General features: G+C 51.4%; 16 protein-coding genes. 11 read left to right on the top strand and 5 right to left on the bottom strand.

Translation table 11 applies throughout. The annotated features are described in order from the left end of the window. Positions 1–87: 87 nt before the first annotated feature. A complete protein-coding gene (locus GC101_RS23800; protein WP_425497158.1) occupies positions 88–2,481 on the top strand; it encodes a polyprenyl synthetase family protein in 2,394 nt (797 codons plus the stop codon). 7 nt (positions 2,482–2,488) lie between these two features. Here GC101_RS23800 and GC101_RS23805 read toward each other — a convergent pair whose 3' ends face one another. Next, the gene (locus tag GC101_RS23805) at positions 2,489–3,349 is read right to left on the bottom strand and encodes an alpha/beta fold hydrolase (protein ID WP_171719300.1); all 861 of its coding nucleotides are present in this window, start codon (positions 3,347–3,349) and stop codon (positions 2,489–2,491) included. A gap of 188 nt (positions 3,350–3,537) precedes the next feature. Between GC101_RS23805 and GC101_RS23810 the strand changes: the two genes are divergently transcribed. Then, complete coding sequence (locus tag GC101_RS23810; protein WP_171719301.1) at positions 3,538–4,521, top strand: diaminopimelate dehydrogenase; 984 nt, start codon at positions 3,538–3,540, stop codon at positions 4,519–4,521. A 662-nt stretch (positions 4,522–5,183) separates the two neighbouring features. Here the strand turns inward: GC101_RS23810 and gdhA are convergent. Further along, positions 5,184–6,539: an NADP-specific glutamate dehydrogenase gene (gene gdhA / locus GC101_RS23815; protein WP_425497160.1), complete on the bottom strand. Its 1,356-nt coding sequence runs from the start codon at positions 6,537–6,539 to the stop codon at positions 5,184–5,186. Between the two features lie 408 nt (positions 6,540–6,947). On the opposite strand from gdhA, the gene GC101_RS23820 reads away from it, so the two are divergent. From GC101_RS23820 to mnhG, 7 genes are all read left to right on the top strand, one after another. Next, positions 6,948–7,556 carry a universal stress protein gene (locus GC101_RS23820; RefSeq protein ID WP_042136847.1) on the top strand — a complete coding sequence of 203 codons (609 nt, stop codon included), beginning with the start codon at positions 6,948–6,950 and terminating at the stop codon, positions 7,554–7,556. Between the two features lie 65 nt (positions 7,557–7,621). Beyond that, positions 7,622–10,486 (top strand): Na+/H+ antiporter subunit A, encoded by a 2,865-nt coding sequence (locus GC101_RS23825; protein WP_171719303.1) that lies wholly within the window; start codon positions 7,622–7,624, stop codon positions 10,484–10,486. Further along, complete coding sequence (locus GC101_RS23830; protein ID WP_039306114.1) at positions 10,486–10,821, top strand: Na(+)/H(+) antiporter subunit C; 336 nt, start codon at positions 10,486–10,488, stop codon at positions 10,819–10,821. Before GC101_RS23825 ends, GC101_RS23830 begins: the two co-directional genes overlap by 1 nt. Then, complete coding sequence (locus GC101_RS23835) at positions 10,818–12,311, top strand: Na+/H+ antiporter subunit D (protein ID WP_171719304.1); 1,494 nt, start codon at positions 10,818–10,820, stop codon at positions 12,309–12,311. The genes GC101_RS23830 and GC101_RS23835 overlap by 4 nt, the downstream gene beginning before the upstream one ends. 6 nt (positions 12,312–12,317) lie before the next feature. Then, the gene (locus GC101_RS23840) at positions 12,318–12,797 is read left to right on the top strand and encodes a Na+/H+ antiporter subunit E (protein ID WP_042136855.1); all 480 of its coding nucleotides are present in this window, start codon (positions 12,318–12,320) and stop codon (positions 12,795–12,797) included. Beyond that, positions 12,794–13,087 carry a Na(+)/H(+) antiporter subunit F1 gene (locus tag GC101_RS23845; RefSeq protein ID WP_039306104.1) on the top strand — a complete coding sequence of 98 codons (294 nt, stop codon included), beginning with the start codon at positions 12,794–12,796 and terminating at the stop codon, positions 13,085–13,087. The genes GC101_RS23840 and GC101_RS23845 overlap by 4 nt, the downstream gene beginning before the upstream one ends. Continuing rightward, on the top strand, positions 13,062–13,445 hold the full coding sequence (gene mnhG, locus GC101_RS23850; RefSeq protein ID WP_171719643.1) for a monovalent cation/H(+) antiporter subunit G: 384 nt from the start codon (positions 13,062–13,064) through the stop codon (positions 13,443–13,445). Before GC101_RS23845 ends, mnhG begins: the two co-directional genes overlap by 26 nt. A 65-nt stretch (positions 13,446–13,510) precedes the next feature. Here mnhG and GC101_RS23855 read toward each other — a convergent pair whose 3' ends face one another. Beyond that, a complete protein-coding gene (locus GC101_RS23855; RefSeq protein ID WP_171719305.1) occupies positions 13,511–14,680 on the bottom strand; it encodes an MFS transporter in 1,170 nt (389 codons plus the stop codon). Between the two features lie 257 nt (positions 14,681–14,937). Between GC101_RS23855 and GC101_RS23860 the strand changes: the two genes are divergently transcribed. Then, entirely contained in the window at positions 14,938–16,050 is a 1,113-nt protein-coding gene (locus GC101_RS23860; RefSeq protein WP_171719306.1) for a metallophosphoesterase, read from the top strand. A 124-nt stretch (positions 16,051–16,174) separates the two neighbouring features. On the opposite strand, the gene GC101_RS23865 is transcribed toward GC101_RS23860, so the two are convergent. Together GC101_RS23865 and GC101_RS23870 are read right to left on the bottom strand one after the other, a co-directional pair. Further along, positions 16,175–17,545, bottom strand: coding sequence for a cryptochrome/photolyase family protein (locus GC101_RS23865; protein WP_171719307.1), 1,371 nt, complete (start codon positions 17,543–17,545; stop codon positions 16,175–16,177). After that, positions 17,542–18,069 carry a MepB family protein gene (locus tag GC101_RS23870; RefSeq protein WP_171719308.1) on the bottom strand — a complete coding sequence of 176 codons (528 nt, stop codon included), beginning with the start codon at positions 18,067–18,069 and terminating at the stop codon, positions 17,542–17,544. Before GC101_RS23870 ends, GC101_RS23865 begins: the two co-directional genes overlap by 4 nt. A 156-nt stretch (positions 18,070–18,225) precedes the next feature. On the opposite strand from GC101_RS23870, the gene GC101_RS23875 reads away from it, so the two are divergent. Further along, a complete protein-coding gene (locus GC101_RS23875) occupies positions 18,226–20,139 on the top strand; it encodes a serine hydrolase domain-containing protein (protein WP_171719309.1) in 1,914 nt (637 codons plus the stop codon). Positions 20,140–20,224: the final 85 nt, after the last annotated feature.

The following is a 20,224-nucleotide window of genomic DNA, read 5'->3' on the forward strand; positions in this document are numbered from 1 at the left end:
CACTTGTTCGTATAAGGATAAAAAGCAGGCTCCCCATTTGTTCAAAGACCCCCATACAGCATGATAAACCAATATGAAGCTAAGGTTGTGCATCCTATGAATGAAATTGTCAGAGAACATCCCCATGCAGATTATCAGCAGGCAGAGCAGAAGGCAGCCCGCTACTTAAGCTCACTCCATGATCAGTTGAAGAGCCAATCTTATGTGACGGCGTTGACGGCGGATATCCATGAGTGGAAAAAGAAGCATATCCGGCGCTTCTCCGTGTTGTCTCTATGGTCAGCGGGGAAGAAAAAGCCGGATACCCAAGATTATTACCGCTACATTCAATGGCTGAATTACTCGGGGAAGCTGGATGATTATCTGGACCGGAGCGTCTCGTACATTTATATGAGGGATCTGGGTAAGGCGCCGGATTCTCCAGATACACAGAAACGGATCAGGAGAACCATCGCTGATCTGAACCAGAATCTGCTGAAGTCAGCCCGCTCAGGCGCAGGAAAAGAACCCGATTTCATGAACCTGACTGGGGTATACCGCTGGGCGCAGAAGGAGGGGATAGAAGCTGCAGTGATCTGGGTGTTTGCCAAATTAAGATCTGTAGCTGCCCATATACCGGAGGGAATGAACGCGGAGCATGCCCAGCGCAAGCTGATCAAGATTATCGTTGGCGTTATACTGCATGTTATAGAAGAGATGGACGGTGATACTGCGCCTGTGGAACGGTCCCGGAGATTGGATGAAGCGATCAGGCTTGGCTATTCCTATGGACTGACGTATCCTTTCGTTGACGATCTGCTGGATTCTCGGATACTGACGGCTCGTGAGAAAGAACAGTACTCCGAGCTGATCCGTGAGGCACTGGTTACCGGGATTGTGCCTGGGCTGGGCGGCTGGTCCGGCCAGAATATGAAGCTGATCGGATACATTCATTCGGAGCTTTCTGAGGCATTCGAGTATATTAAGCAGCAGCAGCATCCGGAGACGCAGCATATCTTTTTCGGCCAGTCTTATGTCTTTTTTCAGGCTCAGGATATGGACCGTGTCAAGGTACTCACCAGGGGAGATTATACTAACGAGGATCTGTTCATCCCCGTTATCTTGAAGTCATCGTCATCCCGGCTCATTGCGCGTTCGGTGATTAGTGCGCCTGCGGATGAGGGATTTGAAGAGCGGACCTTCTTTTTTGGCCTCTACAATCAGCTTGCCGATGATTTCGCGGATATGACCGAGGATATGCGTGACGGAGCCGTAACACCGTATACCTATTATTTGAAATATCATGAGCAAAGGCCTGATCTGATTAATCCTTTTGAATTATACTGGGCGGTCATCTCCAATCTGATCCACAGTGTATATCATTCCGATGCCAAGTCCCGCGAGGTTATTCTTGACCGGGCAATTAACGGGCTGAAACGTTATAAAGAACGTGTCGGGACGGAAAAGTATAATGAGACGCTGAGGATTTTTGCAGCAGGCAACCCGGAGTTTAACAGGCTCATTCAGATCATGGTAGACAAAGCGGATGATGTGGATTTTTTTGATAAGCTGCTGCGGGACCGGATGATTGAGCACTTGAAGAAGGATGCCAGGGAGCAGAAGGAGTTCTTCGCTACGTTTAAAAGTGTCCGCAGTCTGATCAATGAAGAACTGCTCTTCGCTAAGCCGCAGGACCTTCCGGCCATGAAGGAGCAGCTGATTGATGCGGCCAATTACAGCCTGGAGGGTGACGGCAAGCGGGTGCGACCGATTCTAACCTGGGTGATGGGTGTGAAAGAATACGGCTTGGAGCCGGCAGCCATAATTCCGCTTCTCCGCTCGCTTGAATATATGCATACCGCCTCCCTGATCTTCGATGATCTGCCTTCCCAGGATAATGCCTCTACCCGCAGAGGGCGCACGACCTTGCATGAGATTCACAGCAGTGCAGTTGCGGAGTTAACCGGTCTGTATCTGATCCAGAAGGCGATTGGGGAGCAAGCCTCACTTGACCGCTTTAAGGCGGAGACTGTACTTGCCTTGATCCGTTATTCGGCCCGGAAGGCAGAGGAGATGTGTATGGGCCAGGCGATGGATTTGGATGCAAAAGGCAGAACATTAACGCTGGAGCAGCTGAATAATGTGTGCTTTTACAAAACAGGAGTGGCCTTTGAGGCGTGTCTGGTCATGCCGGCTATGCTGGCTGAGGTTAGCGATACGGAGATCGCTGCACTCCAAAAAATTGCTTATCATATGGGCATTGCTTTTCAGATTAAGGATGATTTGCTTGATGTGGAAGGGGATATGCATGTTCTTGGCAAGCCTGTCGGCAACGATGCTGTTAACAATAATTCGAATTTCGTCTCGATTCTTGGCCAAGAAGGGGCCAGTAAAGAGATGTGGGATCACTATTGCAAGGCCAATGAGGCACTGCGCGGGATTCCGCGTAATATTGCCTTCCTGAAGCATTTAATGAATTATGTGGTGAACAGGGAGCGGTAAACCCGGACTAATCGATCATCCGTCTGATCTCATCTGCGACCAGCCCGGGCTCGCTGTACATGATCATATGACCGGATTGCCGGGCTTCGACCAGGCGGCCGTCTGCCAATCCTGCTGTCGTCTGCTTATGTGCTGCATGAAGCGCCGGCCGGAAAGTCCGTTCCATCCTGGTGATTAGCGTTCCGGAGAGGACGGACACCTCAATGCCTTCCAGCCTCAGCGGATGTGCCAGAAGTGCCCGTAAATCCTCCAGGAAGGTTGCTCCCTCAGCAACCATGGTATGAGCTGCCCGCATAGTGAAATCCTCCTGCCGCTGTTCCTTGTAGACATCCGCTGGCAGCACCTTGCCCGGCTTGCTTCCCATCAGCTTGTATAAGCCGGTTCCGGCAAGCAGCGGAAGAAGCGTATTCATCTTCGCAAAATGCTTCACGGAAGCTTCTTCGAAATAGAGCCCGCAATGCTCGTCTGTCGGATCGACCAGAACGAGTCCCCGGATGATGTCAGGGTTCCGGGAAGCTGCTGTGCGGACAACGGGGCCGCCCCAGCTGTGTCCGACGAGAATGAAGGGGCCCGCTCCCAAGTGGCTCAATAAGCACATGAGATCATCGGCCATTCTGCTCAGGGTCCTTGGTGCCCGGTCCGCACCGCTTTTCCCGCTGCCCGCCCTGTCGTAAACGACGGCCCGCGCGTATCTGGCGACTACCGGCTGCACCAGCCCCCAGGCAGAGCGGGACATGCCCATGCCCGATTCGAATACCACAGTTACCGGACCGGCTCCGTTCTCCATGTAATGGAGCTGACGCCCGTCCGGTGTTTTTATGTAATGACTGTTTCCATACGTATGAGTTATTACAGCTGGTATCTTCATTTTTCACCCCATTCATTAAGAATGATTATCAATTGGACTCATTGTAAGTGAAGAACGGGGAAAGGACAAGTCCGGGAAAATTCATTTTATATTCGCTTAATTGTTTACATTTCGTGTAATGTATATATACTTATAATTTAAAGGATTCATATCTCCGGGATAACCGGCAAGGGAGGACTATATTAGACATGACTTCAATTATCAAAGTTGGGATTGTAGGATACGGGAATTTGGGCAAAGGGGTACAGCAGGCGATTGAACAAAATCCGGATATGGAGCTTGCAGCTATTTTTACCCGCAGAGACCCGCAGCAGCTGGCGGAAATCACAGGAACAGTCACAGAGCATATATCCGCAGCCGAGCAATACATAGGCAAAATCGACGTAATGATTCTGTGCGGCGGATCAGCGACAGACCTGCCGGAGCAGACCCCGCAGCTGGCCAGACTGTTTAATACAGTGGACAGCTTTGACACCCATGCCAAAATTCCAGACTTCTTCGCTGAAGTGGACAAGGCAGCACAAGCCGGCGGGACGGTCAGTGTGATCTCAACGGGCTGGGACCCGGGAATGTTCTCCATGAACCGTCTGCTGATGCAGTCAATCCTGCCGGAAGGTGAGGATTATACTTTCTGGGGCACCGGGGTCAGCCAAGGTCATTCGGATGCGATCCGCCGCGTTCCCGGTGTGAAGGCAGGCGTGCAATATACCGTTCCTGTCCAGGAGGTCATTGACAGTATCCGCGGCGGAGAGACCCCGCAGCTGACTACCCGCGAGAAGCACCGCCGCGAATGTTTCGTAGTGGCGGAAGATGGGGCAGACCGTGAAGCAATTACCCGGAGCATTGTGGAGATGCCGAATTATTTTGCCGATTATGATACAACGGTCAACTTCATTTCGGAGGAAGAGCTTGCTGCGAAGCATTCCGGCATGCCGCATGGCGGCTTCGTTATCCGTAGTGGTATAACCGGCGGCGGAAGCAAGCAGATTGCCGAATTCGGGCTGAAGCTGGACAGTAATCCTGAATTTACGGCCAGCGTGCTGGTAGCCTATGCCCGCGCAGCTGTCCGCCTGAAGCATGAAGGCCATAAGGGTGCCAAGACGGTATTCGATATTCCGCTCGGCCATCTGTCCCCTAAATCGGCAGAGACGCTGCGGCGCGAGCTGCTGTAGTCTGGCGAAGAGTGCGCAACGGGCATGCTGGTGCGAGCAGCCGGCTGCTGTGATGACGATGATCCGGCCGGGGCTAGCCCGGGATAAACCCTGATCCTGCTTAAAAAGCACAGCAATAGGAATAACGGTCTGTTCGCGGAGCGTTCTCACCGCAAACTTAAGTATTGCTTACTCAAAAAACGAGGGGTGTCTCAAGCAGCCATTGTATGGCTATTGAGACACCCCTTCTGCAGGTTCTGCTGGAATCAAAAAAAATCAGAGGTAGAAATACCTCTGATTCATAGTGAGTGGAAGTAACCGGACAAATGCGGTCACTAAATAAGCTGGACTTAATAGTCATACTGAAATCCTGCACGAAATACAACATTTCCCTCATAATATCGGGTCTAATCAAGAATTGTTGTATAAAAAGCAGCATTTCCCACGCATTCACGCGGCAAAAGGGACAATTGTTGTATTTCATACAACAATCCTTACAAATTCCCCAATATCAGTGAATCTATGTTGCACTACGTACAACAATATGTACAACGATAGATTCAGGCCTAGCTCTACAGGGAAGTTCTATACGTATAGCAACAGCATCTTTCCGGGCAGTCCAAGCTGCTCGCTCGTAATAACCAAGGCTTGTTCCGCCCGCCGTTGATCTGCTGCTTATTTAGTTACACAATCCCCTGCGCCAGCATAGTGTCGGCAACCTTCAGGAAACCGGCGATGTTAGCGCCAGCCACCAGGTTACCGGCCACCCCGTATTCCTCTGCCGCCTGTACCGTTCTATGGTAGATATTCTTCATAATCTCCTGCAGCTTGGCATCGACCTCTTCGAAGCTCCAGGCCAGCCGCATGCTGTTCTGGCTCATTTCAAGTCCCGAGACAGCTACACCGCCCGCATTAGCCGCTTTGGCCGGAGCGAACAATACATTATTCTCAAGGAACAATTCTACCGCTTCAATTGTCGTCGGCATATTAGCCCCTTCACCGATGGCTTGGACTCCATTCAGGATCAGCGTCCGGGCGGATGCCAGATCAAGCTCATTCTGTGTGGCACAAGGCAGGGCGATGTCGCAAGGCAGACTCCAGATTCCGCTGCAGCCTTCAATATATTGTGCATGCGGATGCTCCTTCACGTATTCGCTGATGCGCAGGCGTTCGGTTTCCTTCAGTCTTTTGACAGTTGCGAGGTTGATGCCTTGCGGATCATGAATGTATCCGTTCGAATCACTGCACGCGATAACAAGAGCTCCCAGCTGCTGAGCCTTCTCGATAGCATAAATAGAGACGTTTCCTGATCCCGAGATAACTACCCGGCTGCCCTCGAATCTGGTTCCCCGTGTCGATGACAGCATTTCCTGCACGAAGTATACACAGCCGTAACCGGTTGCCTCCTTACGCGCAAGACTTCCGCCATACAGCAGCCCTTTTCCGGTGAGAACCCCGGCCGCATGTCCTCCGTGAATCCGTTTATATTGTCCGAACATATAGCCGATCTCGCGTGCGCCGACACCAATATCCCCTGCGGGAACATCCGTATCCTGGCCGATGTGGCGGTACAGTTCCGTCATGAAGCTTTGGGTGAAGCGCATAACTTCCTGATCCGACTTATCCTTCGGATCGAAATCACTGCCGCCTTTGCCGCCGCCCATGGGCAGGCCGGTCAGGGCATTTTTGAAAATCTGCTCGAAGCCCAGGAACTTGATAATGCCAAGATAAACGGATGGGTGGAAGCGGAGTCCGCCTTTGTAAGGGCCGATGGCGCTGCTGTATTGAACGCGGAAACCGCGGTTGACCCGGACCTTGCCGGCATCATCGACCCAGGGCACGCGGAAGGATATGCTGCGCTCGGGTTCAACCAGCCGTTCGAGAATCCCATGCTTCATATATTGCGGATGACGGGCCAGGACAGGCACGAGACAATCCAGGAACTCCTTGACCGCCTGATGAAATTCGGGCTCCTGCGGGTCGCGCTGCTGGACCTCCGCGTAGATCTGATGAACATATTGTACAGCCTGGTTAGTAATTTCTGAAGTAACGGAATGAACGATGGACACTTTAGCTAGCACTCCCTGTCTGATAGTGGATTCGGGCAGCCCCGGAATTATTTTTAATTTAAAAGAATTCTATAAAACCTAACATCAATTTACCAATCAATTATTTTTGGGGTGGTCATTAAGAAATTCTATGAACCTTACATGCGATGCCAGATATGGCTTGGGAAAGGACTGATTTAGGCTTCAATATAATGGTAATTATGTTTCAATGTTGTCATATCCTTGTCCGTAAACTTTACAAACAGTATCGGAATAGATATAATTTAAGTATAATTTTTAGGGTTTGAAACAACAGAAAGGGGCCTAACGCCAGTAGGCTCCTTTTGTATTTCTTGCCCATGTTACAGGAGGGCGAAGGTCATTCACAAGGAAAAAATTATGGTATGCGTTCATTATGGTCCGCACGGGGAGCGTTTAATCCGGCGTGGAGTCGAGCTGTCTGAGATGCTGGGGGCACCGCTCTATGTGCTCAATGTGGATAGTTCGGATAGTGATGAATACAATCAGAGCAAAGAAATGTTCATGGCGGTCTGGAAGCGTCTGGCCGAGGAGGCCGGCGCAGAGTTTATGGTCCGCAAACGCCGGGGCCGCAAGACAACGGATGTAATCGTTGAAGCGGCAGAAGAGAAGGATGTCACGCAGATTATTATCGGACAATCCGCCCAGACACTGTGGCAGGAGCTGACCAAGCGCAATTTTGTCAATGAGCTGATCAGCAAAATGAAGATGATGGATCTGCATGTTGTGGCAGTGCAGCGGATGCGCGCCGGTCTTGAAGAGACGCATGAAGAAGGTGTAATCTCCTATCTGGTGAAGAATGAGGGCGTTTATCAGCTCAGCGATGAGCCGGAAGGTCAGGATTTCATTAAAGGGAAATTTTTTCACGAATTGCACACGGAATTTGAGAATGGCTTGTTCAGAATTGAGCAAGATGGTAAAGCGAGATATTTGCATATCTGCGAGGGGACACTAAGCGATCCCTTATAATCGTTGTTACTTCCAGAAGTAAGTACCATTGTTCACAACTTATTTTGTAGAGTGGAAAAGGAGGCTTGCCTTTGCTGCATATAACCGTACTAGTTCCGTTTCTGCTGGCCCTAATGATAGCGCTTCTACGCGGGCGGATGGCCAGGCTCCATCGAGGTTGGCTTGTACTTGCCGGACCGCTGGCGTTGTTCATTTATTTCTTGACCCGGATTCCTGTCATTAAGGGAGGGGATTCCGGATATGAGACTGTATCCTGGATTCCGTCCCTTGGCATTAATCTGGTATTTCATCTGGATGGATTAAGTTTGCTGTTCACCTTGTTAATTACGGGAATGGGGATGCTGGTCATCTTCTACTCGATTTATTATCTGGACAAACGCAAGGAAGAATTGACTCCGTTTTATGTGTATCTCCTGATCTTTATGGGCGCAATGCTCGGGGTGGTGCTGTCTGATAACCTGATGGTCCTGTACGGCTTCTGGGAATTGACAAGTGTATCCTCCTTCCTCCTGATTGCTTATTGGCACCGCAGACAGAAGTCACGCTACGGCGCACTGAAGTCGATGCTGATCACGGTCTTCGGCGGCCTGGCGATGTTCGCAGGTTTCCTGATGCTGTACGGCATGACCGGGACCTTCAGCATCCGCGAAATCTGGAGCCAGGCCGGGGACATCAGCGGACAGCCGCTGTTCATACCGTCGATGATTCTGATTCTGCTGGGGGCTTTCACCAAATCGGCCCAGTTTCCGTTCCATATCTGGCTTCCGGATGCGATGGAAGCACCGACCCCGGTCAGCGCTTATCTGCACTCGGCCACGATGGTCAAAGCAGGACTGTATCTGGTCGCGCGTTTCAGCCCGGTGTTTGCGGGGCAACATGAGTGGTTTTGGATTGTGTCGGGCGTCGGCCTGATCACCTTGATCTATGGATCGATCCAGGCGATGAAGCAGACGGACCTGAAGGCTCTGTTAGCCTATTCTACAATCAGCCAGCTGGGGCTGATTATGGGATTACTGGGAATGGGATCGGCAGCTTCATTCTATACGGGCGAAGAGGCTGTGTTCTTTACCGCCGCAACAACGGCTGCCCTCTTTCATTTAATTAATCATGCCATATTCAAAGGTTCGCTGTTTATGGTGGTCGGGATTGTCGACCATGAGACGAATACACGTGATCTGCGCAAGCTGGGAGGACTGGTGTCACTGATGCCGGTGACCTTCACGGTAGCGCTGATCGGCAGCTTCTCCATGGCAGGCCTCCCGCCGTTTGCCGGATTTCTGAGCAAGGAAATGTTCTTCACGGCTGTACTGAATATCAGACAGCTGGATATCCTCAGCCCGCAATCTTTCTTCACGATCTTTCCGGTGCTGGCCTGGATTGCAAGCATATTTACCTTTGCATACAGCATGATTATGGTTTTCCATACCTTCTTCGGTAAATACCAGCCCGAGAAGCTGGATAAGAAGCCGCATGAAGCACCGTTTGGGCTGCTGCTTCCTCCGATTCTCCTGGCACTGCTGGCTGTTATCACCGGACTGTTCCCGAACATCCTGTCCAAGACACTGATTGTGCCGGGAATGAATGCTATTCATCCGCAGCTTGCGGCAAGCTCGCCTTTTTATGTGAACATTTATTTCTGGCATGGCTTCACAGCTGAAGTGTGGATGACTCTGGGTGTGATCCTGCTGGGAATTGTCGTATACCGTGTGTATGGCCGGTTAAGTCTGGTCGATAAGGAATGGCGCAGCGGGTACACACTGAACCAGGTATACGATGGCAGTATCCGGCTGGTGGAGCGGGTGTCCCGTTCGGTGACAGGGCTATATATGACAGGCTCCATGCGCCATTATCTGATGTATATTTTCACCTTGATTATTGTTGTAGTTGGCGGTTCATTGCTGTACGCAGACGGAATTACGTTTGGCCAAGGGCAGTATGCTCCGGTCACCTTCTTTGAAGTCGTGGCCGTGCTGGTCATGCTGACAGGTGCGCTCGCGATTCCGTTCGCCAAGTCCAGGATTGCGGCAATTCTGTTAACGGGAATGGTAGGGTATATGGTGACATTGCTCTTCATCCTGTTCCGTGCACCTGATCTGGCGCTTACGCAGATGATCGTCGAAGTGGTGTCGGTGACGCTGTTCCTGCTCTGCTTCCGGCATTTGCCCAGACTGAAGCGGGAGAAGGTCAAATTCCGGGTGAAGATCCCGAAGCTGATCATCGCCGTAGGATTCGGGGCAACGATGACACTTGTCGCACTGGCGGCGCTTGGAAGCAGTCCGTTCGAGTCCATCTCAAGCTACTACGTGGAGAACAGCTATACCCTCGGCGGCGGCAAAAATATAGTCAACGTGCTGCTGGTGGATTTCCGCGGCTTTGATACCATGTTTGAGATTACGGTGCTTGGTCTGGCCTCGCTGGCTATCTATTCAATGATTAAGCTGCAGCTTGAACCGGGCAGCAAGCCTGATCTGGTCAGAGATGTGCCGGACGATAACAAGCCGCGTTATGCGCGCAGTAATGATGTGCTGCTGCAGTCTGTGGCCAAAGTGGCCTTCGTGATTATTATTACCTTCTCTGTGTATTTGTTCTTTGCCGGACACAACCATCCGGGCGGCGGATTTATCGGCGCATTGATGGCTGCAGCCGGGCTCGTGCTGCTCTCGATTGCGTTCGGTACAGAGTTTGTAGAGAAGGTGCTGCCTGTCGATTACCGTAAGTTAATTGCGGCCGGAATTTCTATAGCTTTTCTCACAGGGATAGGTTCCTTTGTATTCGATGTTCCGTTCCTGACCCAGACCTTCGGCTATTTCGAGCTGCCGGTGATGGGCAAGACCGAGCTTACTACAGCAACACTGTTCGATCTGGGCGTATACCTGTCAGTGATCGGTGTTACCATGAATATCATCTTTACGATCGGGAGGGATAACTGATGGAGATCCTTATTGCCCTGGCGATCGGCGTCTTGTTTACCGTAGGTGTATATCTGGTCTTATCCAAAAGCCTGCTCCGCATCCTTCTGGGGACAACACTGCTGACTCACGGTGTTCATCTGCTGCTGCTGACCATGGCGGGACTTAAGACTGGTGCTTCACCGCTGCTTGGCGAGAAAGCGGACAGTTATGTCGATCCGCTGCCGCAGGCGCTTATCCTTACTTCGATTGTAATCAGCTTTGGGGTATCCGCGTTCTTCATCGTGCTGGCTTACCGGGCATACCGCTCGGCAGGCATGGATGATGTGGAAGGAAGCAAGGGGGAGAGACCATGAACAATCTGCTGGTACTGCCTTTGCTGATTCCGGCTTTTACAGCGGTAATCCTCATTTTTCTGAAAGAAAGAATTAACCTGCAGCGTATAATCAGTGCAATCAGTGTATTTGTCAATATTGCTGTTGCGATAATTATTGTGTACCAGGTGAATACAAACGGGATTCAAACGCTGTACATGGGAGGGTGGCTGCCGCCCTACGGCATCGTCTTCGTTGCTGATATGTTTGCGGCATTGCTGGTATTAACCACGGCGGTTGTTGGCGCGGCCTGCCTGTTCTTTTCCTTCGCAAGCATCGGGGAACAGCGGGAGCGGTTCTACTACTATACCTTCTTCCACTTCCTGCTGACCGGTGTGTTCGGCTCCTTCCTTACGGGAGACCTGTTTAACCTGTTCGTATGCTTCGAGGTATTGCTGGTTGCCTCCTATGCGATGATTGTACTGGGCGGAACCCGGGTTCAGCTGCGGGAGACACTGAAATATATTCTTGTCAATGTGATCTCCTCCAGCTTGTTCGTAGCGGCAATTGCTTATCTGTACGCTGCGACAGGTACGCTTAACATGGCGCATCTGGCGGTCCGTGTAGCGGAGGCGGGGCAGGGCGGTGTCATGAATGTAATTGCTGTACTGCTGCTGCTGGTCTTCTCGCTCAAAGCCGGTCTGCTGCTGTTCTTCTGGCTGCCGGATTCATACAGTGCTCCTCCCCTGGCTGTAAGGGCACTGTTCGGTGCCTTATTGACCAAAGTTGGTCTGTATGCCATCACACGAACATTCTCCCTGATTTTTGTTCATGATCCGGGGCTGACACATTCGCTGATCGGCTGGATGGCCGGAGCAACAATGATTCTTGGAGCTGTCGGCGCGCTGGCTTACAATGATCTGAGCCGGATTTTTAATTACAATATTGTGATTAGCGTAGGCTTTATTGCCTTTGGCATATCGGTGGCAACCCAGGATTCATTAAACGGGGTAGTGTTCTATCTGATGCACGACATGATTGCCAAGGCGCTGCTGTTCTTCCTGGGCGGTATGATTATTGCAGCGTCAGGAACGGAGCAGCTGCGGCAAATGGGCGGCCTGATCCGCCGGTATCCATGGACGGGCTGGATGTTTTTCATCCTGACTCTGGCGCTGGTGGGCGTTCCGCCGCTTAGCGGTTTCGCGGGGAAAGTGATGATGGTCCGCAGCGGCTTCGGGGAGCAGCACGTCGCTCTTGCACTTATTGCACTGGCGTCAAGTTTCGTTGTGCTCTATTCGCTGATCAAAGTGTTCCAGGAAGTATTCTGGGGTGGTGAACGAAGCGAGGAAGAAGTCCATCCGCTGCGCTACAAAGCAATGATGGCACCGGCTGCCGTGCTGTTTGTCCTCATCATTCTGATGGGGGTCGGCGCCGAAACGGTGAACGGGCTTGTGGCCCAAGCCGGGGCCGTGCTGGCTGATCCGGCAGAGTACATTAACGCTGTGTACATTAACGCTGTCATGAAGGAGTAGATGAAGATGGCCTTTCAAATATTATTAAATCTCATGATAGCGTTCTTGTGGATGTTCCTGAATAATGACTGGACGGCCTCCGGCTTCATTGTCGGGTATGTGCTGGGTATTGCCGTTCTTATGGCTATGCGGCGCTTCTTTGACGGGCGGCTGTATCTTGGCAAGGTATGGGCTATTGTGAAGCTGGCTGGCCTGCTGCTGCGGGAACTTGTTGTATCCAGCTATATCGTGGTCAAGGCGGTGCTTCGGCCGAACCTCAACATCCGCCCGGCCATCCTAATGTACCATACGGAGCTGGAGTCGGACTGGGAGGTTGCCGTGCTGATTACACTGCTCTGCCTGACTCCGGGCTCTGTGGTGCTGGAGGTATCCAAAGATAACCGGACGTTATACATTCATGCGATGGATATACAGGATGTGGAACAGTTCGGCGCGAATATCCGCAATACGTTCGAACGAGCGATTCTGGAGGTGACCCGTTCATGATTCATTTTATACTCATGCTGTCACTTTCGATCATGGTCATTTCGATTGCGATTTGCGCCTGGAGGCTGGTCAAAGGACCCTCGCTGCCTGACCGGGTCGCAGCACTCGATACAATCGGAATCAACCTGCTGGCGATGGTGGCGGTTCTCTCGATCCTGTTCAAGACTGAGGCCTTCATTGAATACATTCTGCTGATCGGCATTCTCTCTTTCATCGGAACGATGGCGCTGGCCAGATATATCGAAAGGGGAGTGGTGTTTGAATATGGAAATGATCAGGACGGCCGTTGAATTGCTGTTCGTATTGCTTATCCTGACAGGTGCACTGCTCAGTGCTGTCAGCTCTGTGGGGCTGATCCGTCTGCCGGATGTCTATTTAAGATCACATGCTGCTGCCAAAAGCGCTACGCTTGGTGTATTGTGTGTGCTCACCGGGGCGTTCCTCTACTTTGCTTTTTTCCTGGATTTCATCAGCGCGAAGCTGCTGCTGGGGATCGTCTTCGTATTTATGACTTCACCGTTGTCAGCCCACCTGACCGGCCGGGCGGCTTACCGCTCCGGTGTTCCGCTGTGGAACCGCCGTATCCAGGATGACCTCAAAGAGGTGCTGGAGAAGGAACGGATCAAGTCGGATTCTTCAACGTCATAGCCGTAAAATAGAAACAGGGATGTCCTCCAGGCCATAAATGGTCTGAGGGACATCCCTGTCCTGGTTTATTGTGAAAGCTGCTGCGGAGAATTGTGATTCCGCGCAGTCCGTCTGCGGTACAGATGCAGCAACATATAGGAAAGGATAAACGCTGCTGTGACCAGCCAGAGCGGGATTCGCGGATCGAGCTTGTACGCCCAGCCGCCGATGATGCCCGCAGGTGCAGTGAACAGCAGGATCAGCACAGACAGCGTGGAAAATACTTTGGCCCGCTTATCGTCATCGATGGCGTTCTGTACGGCAGCCTCCAGATAAGGGGAGCTGATCATCAGTCCCACGGCTGCCAGTATGGTGCTGAGTCCGATCCACAAGAGGCTGGACGAAGGATATAACACCAGCATGGCATTGGACAGCGCAGAGAGTCCGAAGCCGGCCATCATGGAGCGGTGGGCGCTCTGGTCCGGGATTTTGGGCATAAGCAGCCATAGGGTCAGCAGCATGATTATAGAGGAGACTGCGGGAAACAGAGAAAGGATACCGCTATCTATGTGCAGATAATCAGCCAGATATAGCGACAGATAGGTGCTCTTCAGCGTGGCCTGAAAGTTGAACAGGATGTATACGCCGAAGATCAGCAGCAGATTGCGCTCCACCCACAGCTCACGGAATGCGCCGCCATATTCGACCATAATTTCCCGCAGTCCAAGTTCACGTGTTTCCTGACGTTTCCTTATTCCGGCTTCGGTTTCGCGGGTCGTTAGCTGGCGGCCGACGAACTGGAAGGTCATGAACAGAAATGCGAGCACATACATCATCCGCATCCCCTGAATCATGCCGTACTGGTGTACAAGCAGACCGCCCAGCGGTGCAAACAACCCTCCGATGACACCGATAATCTGCAGCAGGGTGAAGACATACGTCCGGTCAGAGGGCCGGGTGTCTTCGACAATCAGGCAATAAAAAGCAATATGCGGAACACGCTGGAAGCCGTTAATGACCGCAGCTGCCGCGAAAAACCACAGATTCTGTGATGCGGCCCATAACAGGGTGGCCAGGCTCCAGCTAAGCAGGTCAAAATATAAAATGGCCCGCTTGCGTCCCAGACGGTCCGTTAAATATCCGCTGATTAATGAAGAGAATACCTGGACGATCAGTCCGATCGTGGTAATCCAGCCGATGTTCAGCTCCGTCAGTCCCAGCTCGTACATATAAAGCGTGGCATAGGTGGAGAACATGCTGTAGGGAATCAGGAAAAAGGGCTCAAAGGTTAAGCAGCCCCGGCTGTTTCCCTGCAGTCTTGGAAAGAAAGGTTGTGCAATGATGAAATCCTCCAGGGTTGTCTGTAAAGTAAGGAAAGGTCCAAACCATTAAATGATAATTACAGGACAATGTCAACAACAAAACATAGCTAGGTTGCAGTGGTGCCTGAAGTTACTGTAGACTGGTTAGAAAAGCTTTTGTGCTTGGATGAAATTTACATAAGGTGGTTAACATGTATATCCTTATCGGAATCGTATTTATCATTGTATATGCCTTAATTGTATTCTACATCGGCTGGAGCGGCTGGGGCTGGATCAAGCCGGTAGTGTCTGGCAGGTTCCGGCTATTCTATATCCTTGCGCTTGTTTTTCTGGCCAGCTCGCTGATCCTGTCCAGAGTGGTCGCAGGATCGGCCATTTTAAGTGTTATTGGCAGCTACTGGCTGGCATTGTTCAGCTTATTGATTATGCTGCTGCCGCTTGTTCATCTATCGGTCTGGTTAACGAAGCTGAGCAGGCTGCCGCGTCATGCTGTTCAGAAGTGGTCGGGGATTCTTACTATGCTGCTGCTGGCCGGTCTGCTTGGATTCGGGAGCTTCAACGCTTACAGTCCGGTTGTCCGTTCGTATGACATACAGATCGACAAGGCAGGTCCGGCGCAAGGTGAACTTCATATTGTGATGGCATCAGACATGCATTTTGGCTATTTATCAGGAAAAGGCCATGCGGAGCGGATGGTTAAGCAAATTAACGCACTTCACCCGGATATCGTACTGCTCCCGGGCGATATTGTAGATGATGATATTGTGCCGTATAAGGACAAGGGCATCGGTGCGATTTTAGCGGAGATTGAAGCGCCGCTCGGCGTGTATGCTTCACTGGGCAATCATGACCGCTTCAAAGGCGGAACGGAGGAGATCATCAGTCTTCTGGAGGAGAGCGGAATTCAGGTTCTCTATGATGAAGCCATTGAGGTGGGAGACTGGCTGACGCTGATCGGGCGGAAGGATTACAGTGATAAGGATAGAGCGGAGCTGTCTGTTCTGATGGAGAACATAGATGGCTCGCAGCCGGTAGTTATGCTGGAGCATCAACCGGTCGGCTTCGACACCGCAGAGGAGCAGGGGATTGATCTGATGGTATCTGGTCATACCCACCGCGGGCAGATTGCGCCTGCCAATATATTGACTGACAGATTGTTTGAGAATGACTGGGGGTATCTGCAGAAAGGGCGGCTCCATTCCATAGTATCTTCCGGATATGGATTCTGGGGTCCGCCGATCCGTATCGGATCGCGGTCAGAGGTAGTGTCCATTCATGTGAATTTTAATCATTCAGAGCGATAGTACAAGAAGGGTCCATCCGAATGTTCGGTTGGACCCTTCTTGTTATAAGCCACTCTGATTCTTGTGGAAATAGACTGCCTCCGCACAGCCAGCGGAATCCGCGTCTGCCGTGGGTTCCGGCAGCTCACTCTTGAGACGCAGCTCCTTTGCTGCTCAATATTTCCTTGTAGAGTTCTATTGCCAGCGCCCGTGACCGCTTAAGATCAACAATGGCATCAGCGCGGGGCAGGTGGATGGCTTGGTCTGACAGTTCTGACAGCTCAGGCATCCAGGTGCGGATATAGCTGCCGCTGGGGTCGTGGGTCTGAGACTGGGTTACCGGATTCATCACCCGGAAATAAGGCGAGGCATCGTATCCGAGTGAAGAGCTCCACAGCCAGCCGCCGCGGTTCAAAGTATTGTCATAATCGCTAAGCTTCAGCCGGAAGTAACGCTCGCCGTAAATAAACGGACAGCCGAGATTCTTGGTCAGGAACATCGCCGTAATCATCCGCAGCCGGTTTGGCATCCAGCCGGTTTCATTCAGCTGGCGCATAGCTGCATCAATGACCGGAATACCGGTCTTGCCGAGGGACCATGCCTCGAAATTATGTGTCCCCAGAGCTGAAAGATCATACATATTCTCGTAGTTGAAAAACACAGGATCCAGCCGTGCCTGATACAGATAGAAATCCCTCCAGGCCAGCTGTCTCAGCCACTCTTCCCCTAAGTGCTCATTCTCCGTAAGCCGGTTATAGACTGTCCGGACAGAAATCGCCCCTGTATTAAGATGCCTGCTGAGCCGGCTTGTCCCTTCCTGCGAATAGTTATCACGGTGTGCCGCATAATGCTGCAGCTCCGTTTGCAGGAAATCCACCAACAGATGACAGGGGCGCATAGTCTGCGCAGGCTGGGCAAGCGCTGTGAGCAGCCGGTTAATCTCTCCGGGAATCCGGAAGGTGTCTGTTATTTGCGGATGAATCTCCACGGTTTGCAGTTCCTGAAGACCCCTAGAGTAGGGAGGCCGGAAGCGTTCTGAGAGGAAGCTGCGCCAGCGGCGGTAAAAGGGGGTGAATACCTTAAAGGGCTCACTCCGCCCGCACCAATCCATGAAGTCTTCCAAGTCACAGAGCATACTGTCATGATGGGTGTGAAACCGGAGGCTCAGCGCATGGGCCGTGTCACGCAGAAGCCTGTCTCTTTTCAGAGCATAGGGGGTATAGTCGGCATGGACCCTAACCTCATGAATCGGATGAACCCCGGCCAGACTCCTTAAGATAGCATCCGGCTCCCCGTAAAGAATATGCAAAAGCTTACCTTTATACGCATATTCCTGCTGCAGGCTGGATACATGCTGGAGGAAATTCAGGCCGCTATGCTCAAGATAACGTTCATTCCGTAACAAAAAAGGCTCCAGAATCAATACATGCAGGGAGTTTTCCTGCGCAGAGCAGATGGCGTCAAAAGCGGGAAGATCATCCGTCCGCAGATCCTTCCGGTGAATGAACAGAATCATAGCTGTAGCTCCTTTAGTTCATACAACCGGGTTAAGGCCTGCATATGCTGATCGTTCATGGGAGCTATTCTCGAAAAATAAGGCAGCTGCCATTTCTGCGCAGCAGAAGCCTGCTTATTAGTCACGGTATCCCAGTCCGGATACACGCGCATTGCCATTTTCCCTGGTGTATCCTTGTCCGCCAGCACCCCGTGCATTCTCAGCACGTCTTTGGGAAAGACGAACTGTCCACACTCCCCGCTGAAGGGATGGAAGGTATGGATTACCAATATATCGGGAGCGTCCATATAGGCAAATGCCCGGTTTTTCCGCTCCGCATCCTTTTCCCAGAAGACGACAAACTGCCCTGTCTTCGTTGGGGTGATTTTTGCAACACGAAACCGAACGGACCGGGTATTCAGCTGGAACCGCCCCGCGCCGTATTCGGCATTCTGCGGTTCTTCCCGCACTGAATCAACAGTGAAGCGGGCCGGTGCATAAAATGTATCAGTTATATAAGCTAACGTATGATAAAAGTTATTCATGAGATGCCTTCTTCCTGAGTGGGTATAATGCTGTCTCCAATTAAGATAATACCAGTCCATCCGGCATAAATGTAAGCTGTTTGTAATGTTATGGAGGATGATATTTGTTAGAATGGGGGAACTGCAGGAATTTACTCGACTAAAGGAGAGGTTTAATTGTTAAGAAAAGGATTTACCGTTATGTTCTCAATACTATTGCTATTATCCGGCAGTATCACGGCATTTGCTGCCGGGAAAGGCAGCGGGGGAGCAGAGGGAGCAACCCCATCAGGGATTCCGCTGACCGGTTTGGAAGCTTTTGTCGACGATTATGTAAAAGAGTACATAGGACAACACTCTGTAGGTGCGTCTGTTGTTATGGTAAAGGATGGCCGGGTGGTACTGTCCAAGGGTTACGGATACGCTGACTTGGAGCAGCAGATCCCTGTTTCGAAGGATACGGTAATGGAATGGGGCTCGATCAGCAAGCTTACCGTATGGACCTCCGTAATGCAGCTGGTTGAGCAAGGAAAGCTCGATCTGAATGAAGATATCCGCAAGCTTTTGCCGGACAATTTCCTGACCAGGCTGAAATATGATGATCCCATAACGATGCTTCATCTGATGAACCACAATGCCGGATTCGAGGAGTATATGTTCGACATGGCTTATCAGTCCCCTGAGGAAGTACGCTCTTTGGAAGAGGGTCTGCAGCTGGCCCAGCCGGCACAGATTTACAGACCGGGTGAGGTTGTAGCCTACTCTAACTACGGCAACTCACTGGCTGCCTTCATTGTAGAGAGAATCAGCGGCCAGCCTTATCATGATTACGTTCAGCAGCATATTTTTGATCCCCTCGGGATGAAGGATTCGATTGCCTATTCTGTTGTAGAGGACCGTCCGGAGCTGCTGAAGCATAAAGCTAAAGGTTATTTCTTCGAGGGAGAAGGGACCTTTACGCAAGGATCATGGAATTATATGTCCATGTACCCTAACGGAGGCAATAACGGCACTGCAGAGGACCTGGCTAAGTTTGCGATGGCATTCATGCCTGCAGCCGGAGAAGCATCCCCTCTGTTCGAGAAGCCGGAGACACTGGGCACGATGCTGACTCAGAGTTATACCTCAGCTGAAGGAATGCCGGGTATTGCCCATGGGTTCTGGGAATATCCCGGAATGATGCGTACGCTTGGACATGGCGGAAATACGATTGCATTTGCCACCAATCTGCAGATTGTGCCTGAAGACCGGTTCGCGATTATAATTATGACCAATCAGGCCAGCGAATCCAATATTGTACATGGTCTTAGCAAAGCTATACTGGGCACGCGTGAGCAGGCAGATGCCGTTGATCTGCCGGATTCGTCAGAGGTTCAAGGCGAGTTCATGGCTGCGCGGCGCCCCGGACACGGCTTCATGAATCTATTCCCCTATCTTACGCTGATGAAGCTTGAGCCGCAGGGGGAAGATCAACTCCGGGTATCTCTTGCCGGGATGACCGGAAGCTATAAGCAGGTTCAGCCCTATCTCTATGAGAAAGTAAGCGGAGACTCGGCGCTGGATGCCTGGCCAATGCTGCATGCCACAGTCAGTGAGGGGAAGGTGGAGGCTATCTCGGTATATACGACAGATTATTTGCCGCTGCCTGCTGAGAAGTCAATGCCGGTGCTGCTCATGAATGCCGTGCTTGCGGCACTGGCCATCCTCTATTTCGTTATCGCCCCGTTTGTATTGCTGATACAGGCAATATTGAACAAGCGAAGAGCCGGAACACGCCCTGCACCTCGTGCCGTCAGCCGTATGCTGGCAGCTGGCCTCACCTTGACAGGCACCGGCATTGTGGTGAACAACCTGATTCTGGCCTTGAGGATGCTAAGCAACAATGAACGTGCCTATGCAGAAGTGTATCCGCAGATTTTGGTTAACTATGGTCTGACTGGACTGGCGGTGTTGTTCTTGGCCGCGCTGTTGCTATCCTGGAGGAAGAACCGCTCTGCTTCAACTGCCCGTGGCAAGTGGTCTGCTATTCTTCCTATAGTCATGATGGCAGTTCTGGTGGGGTTGCTTGTATTCTGGCAGTTCTACAGTTAAGCAGGGGAATTACACTGTAAATAACGCCTGACGAATTGAATTTTCCTAAGCTGATTTCCAATTGTTCGTCATTACTGAATACATC

The organism is Paenibacillus phytohabitans, assembly GCF_013141775.1.
Classification (GTDB): Bacteria; Bacillota; Bacilli; order Paenibacillales; family Paenibacillaceae; genus Paenibacillus_AQ; species Paenibacillus_AQ phytohabitans.

Excerpts from the sequence above, each read along its gene's own strand:
- GC101_RS23805 (WP_171719300.1), bottom strand. The coding sequence starts at position 3,349 with ATGAAGATACCAGCTGTAATAACTCATACGTATGGAAACAGTCATTAC.
- GC101_RS23810 (WP_171719301.1), top strand. The coding sequence starts at position 3,538 with ATGACTTCAATTATCAAAGTTGGGATTGTAGGATACGGGAATTTGGGC.
- GC101_RS23820 (WP_042136847.1), top strand. The coding sequence starts at position 6,948 with ATGGTATGCGTTCATTATGGTCCGCACGGGGAGCGTTTAATCCGGCGT.
- GC101_RS23830 (WP_039306114.1), top strand. The coding sequence starts at position 10,486 with ATGGAGATCCTTATTGCCCTGGCGATCGGCGTCTTGTTTACCGTAGGT.
- GC101_RS23835 (WP_171719304.1), top strand. The coding sequence starts at position 10,818 with ATGAACAATCTGCTGGTACTGCCTTTGCTGATTCCGGCTTTTACAGCG.
- GC101_RS23840 (WP_042136855.1), top strand. The coding sequence starts at position 12,318 with ATGGCCTTTCAAATATTATTAAATCTCATGATAGCGTTCTTGTGGATG.
- GC101_RS23845 (WP_039306104.1), top strand. The coding sequence starts at position 12,794 with ATGATTCATTTTATACTCATGCTGTCACTTTCGATCATGGTCATTTCG.
- mnhG (WP_171719643.1), top strand. The coding sequence starts at position 13,062 with ATGGAAATGATCAGGACGGCCGTTGAATTGCTGTTCGTATTGCTTATC.
- GC101_RS23855 (WP_171719305.1), bottom strand. The coding sequence starts at position 14,680 with ATGTTCTCCACCTATGCCACGCTTTATATGTACGAGCTGGGACTGACG.
- GC101_RS23860 (WP_171719306.1), top strand. The coding sequence starts at position 14,938 with ATGTATATCCTTATCGGAATCGTATTTATCATTGTATATGCCTTAATT.
- GC101_RS23865 (WP_171719307.1), bottom strand. The coding sequence starts at position 17,545 with ATGATTCTGTTCATTCACCGGAAGGATCTGCGGACGGATGATCTTCCC.
- GC101_RS23870 (WP_171719308.1), bottom strand. The coding sequence starts at position 18,069 with ATGAATAACTTTTATCATACGTTAGCTTATATAACTGATACATTTTAT.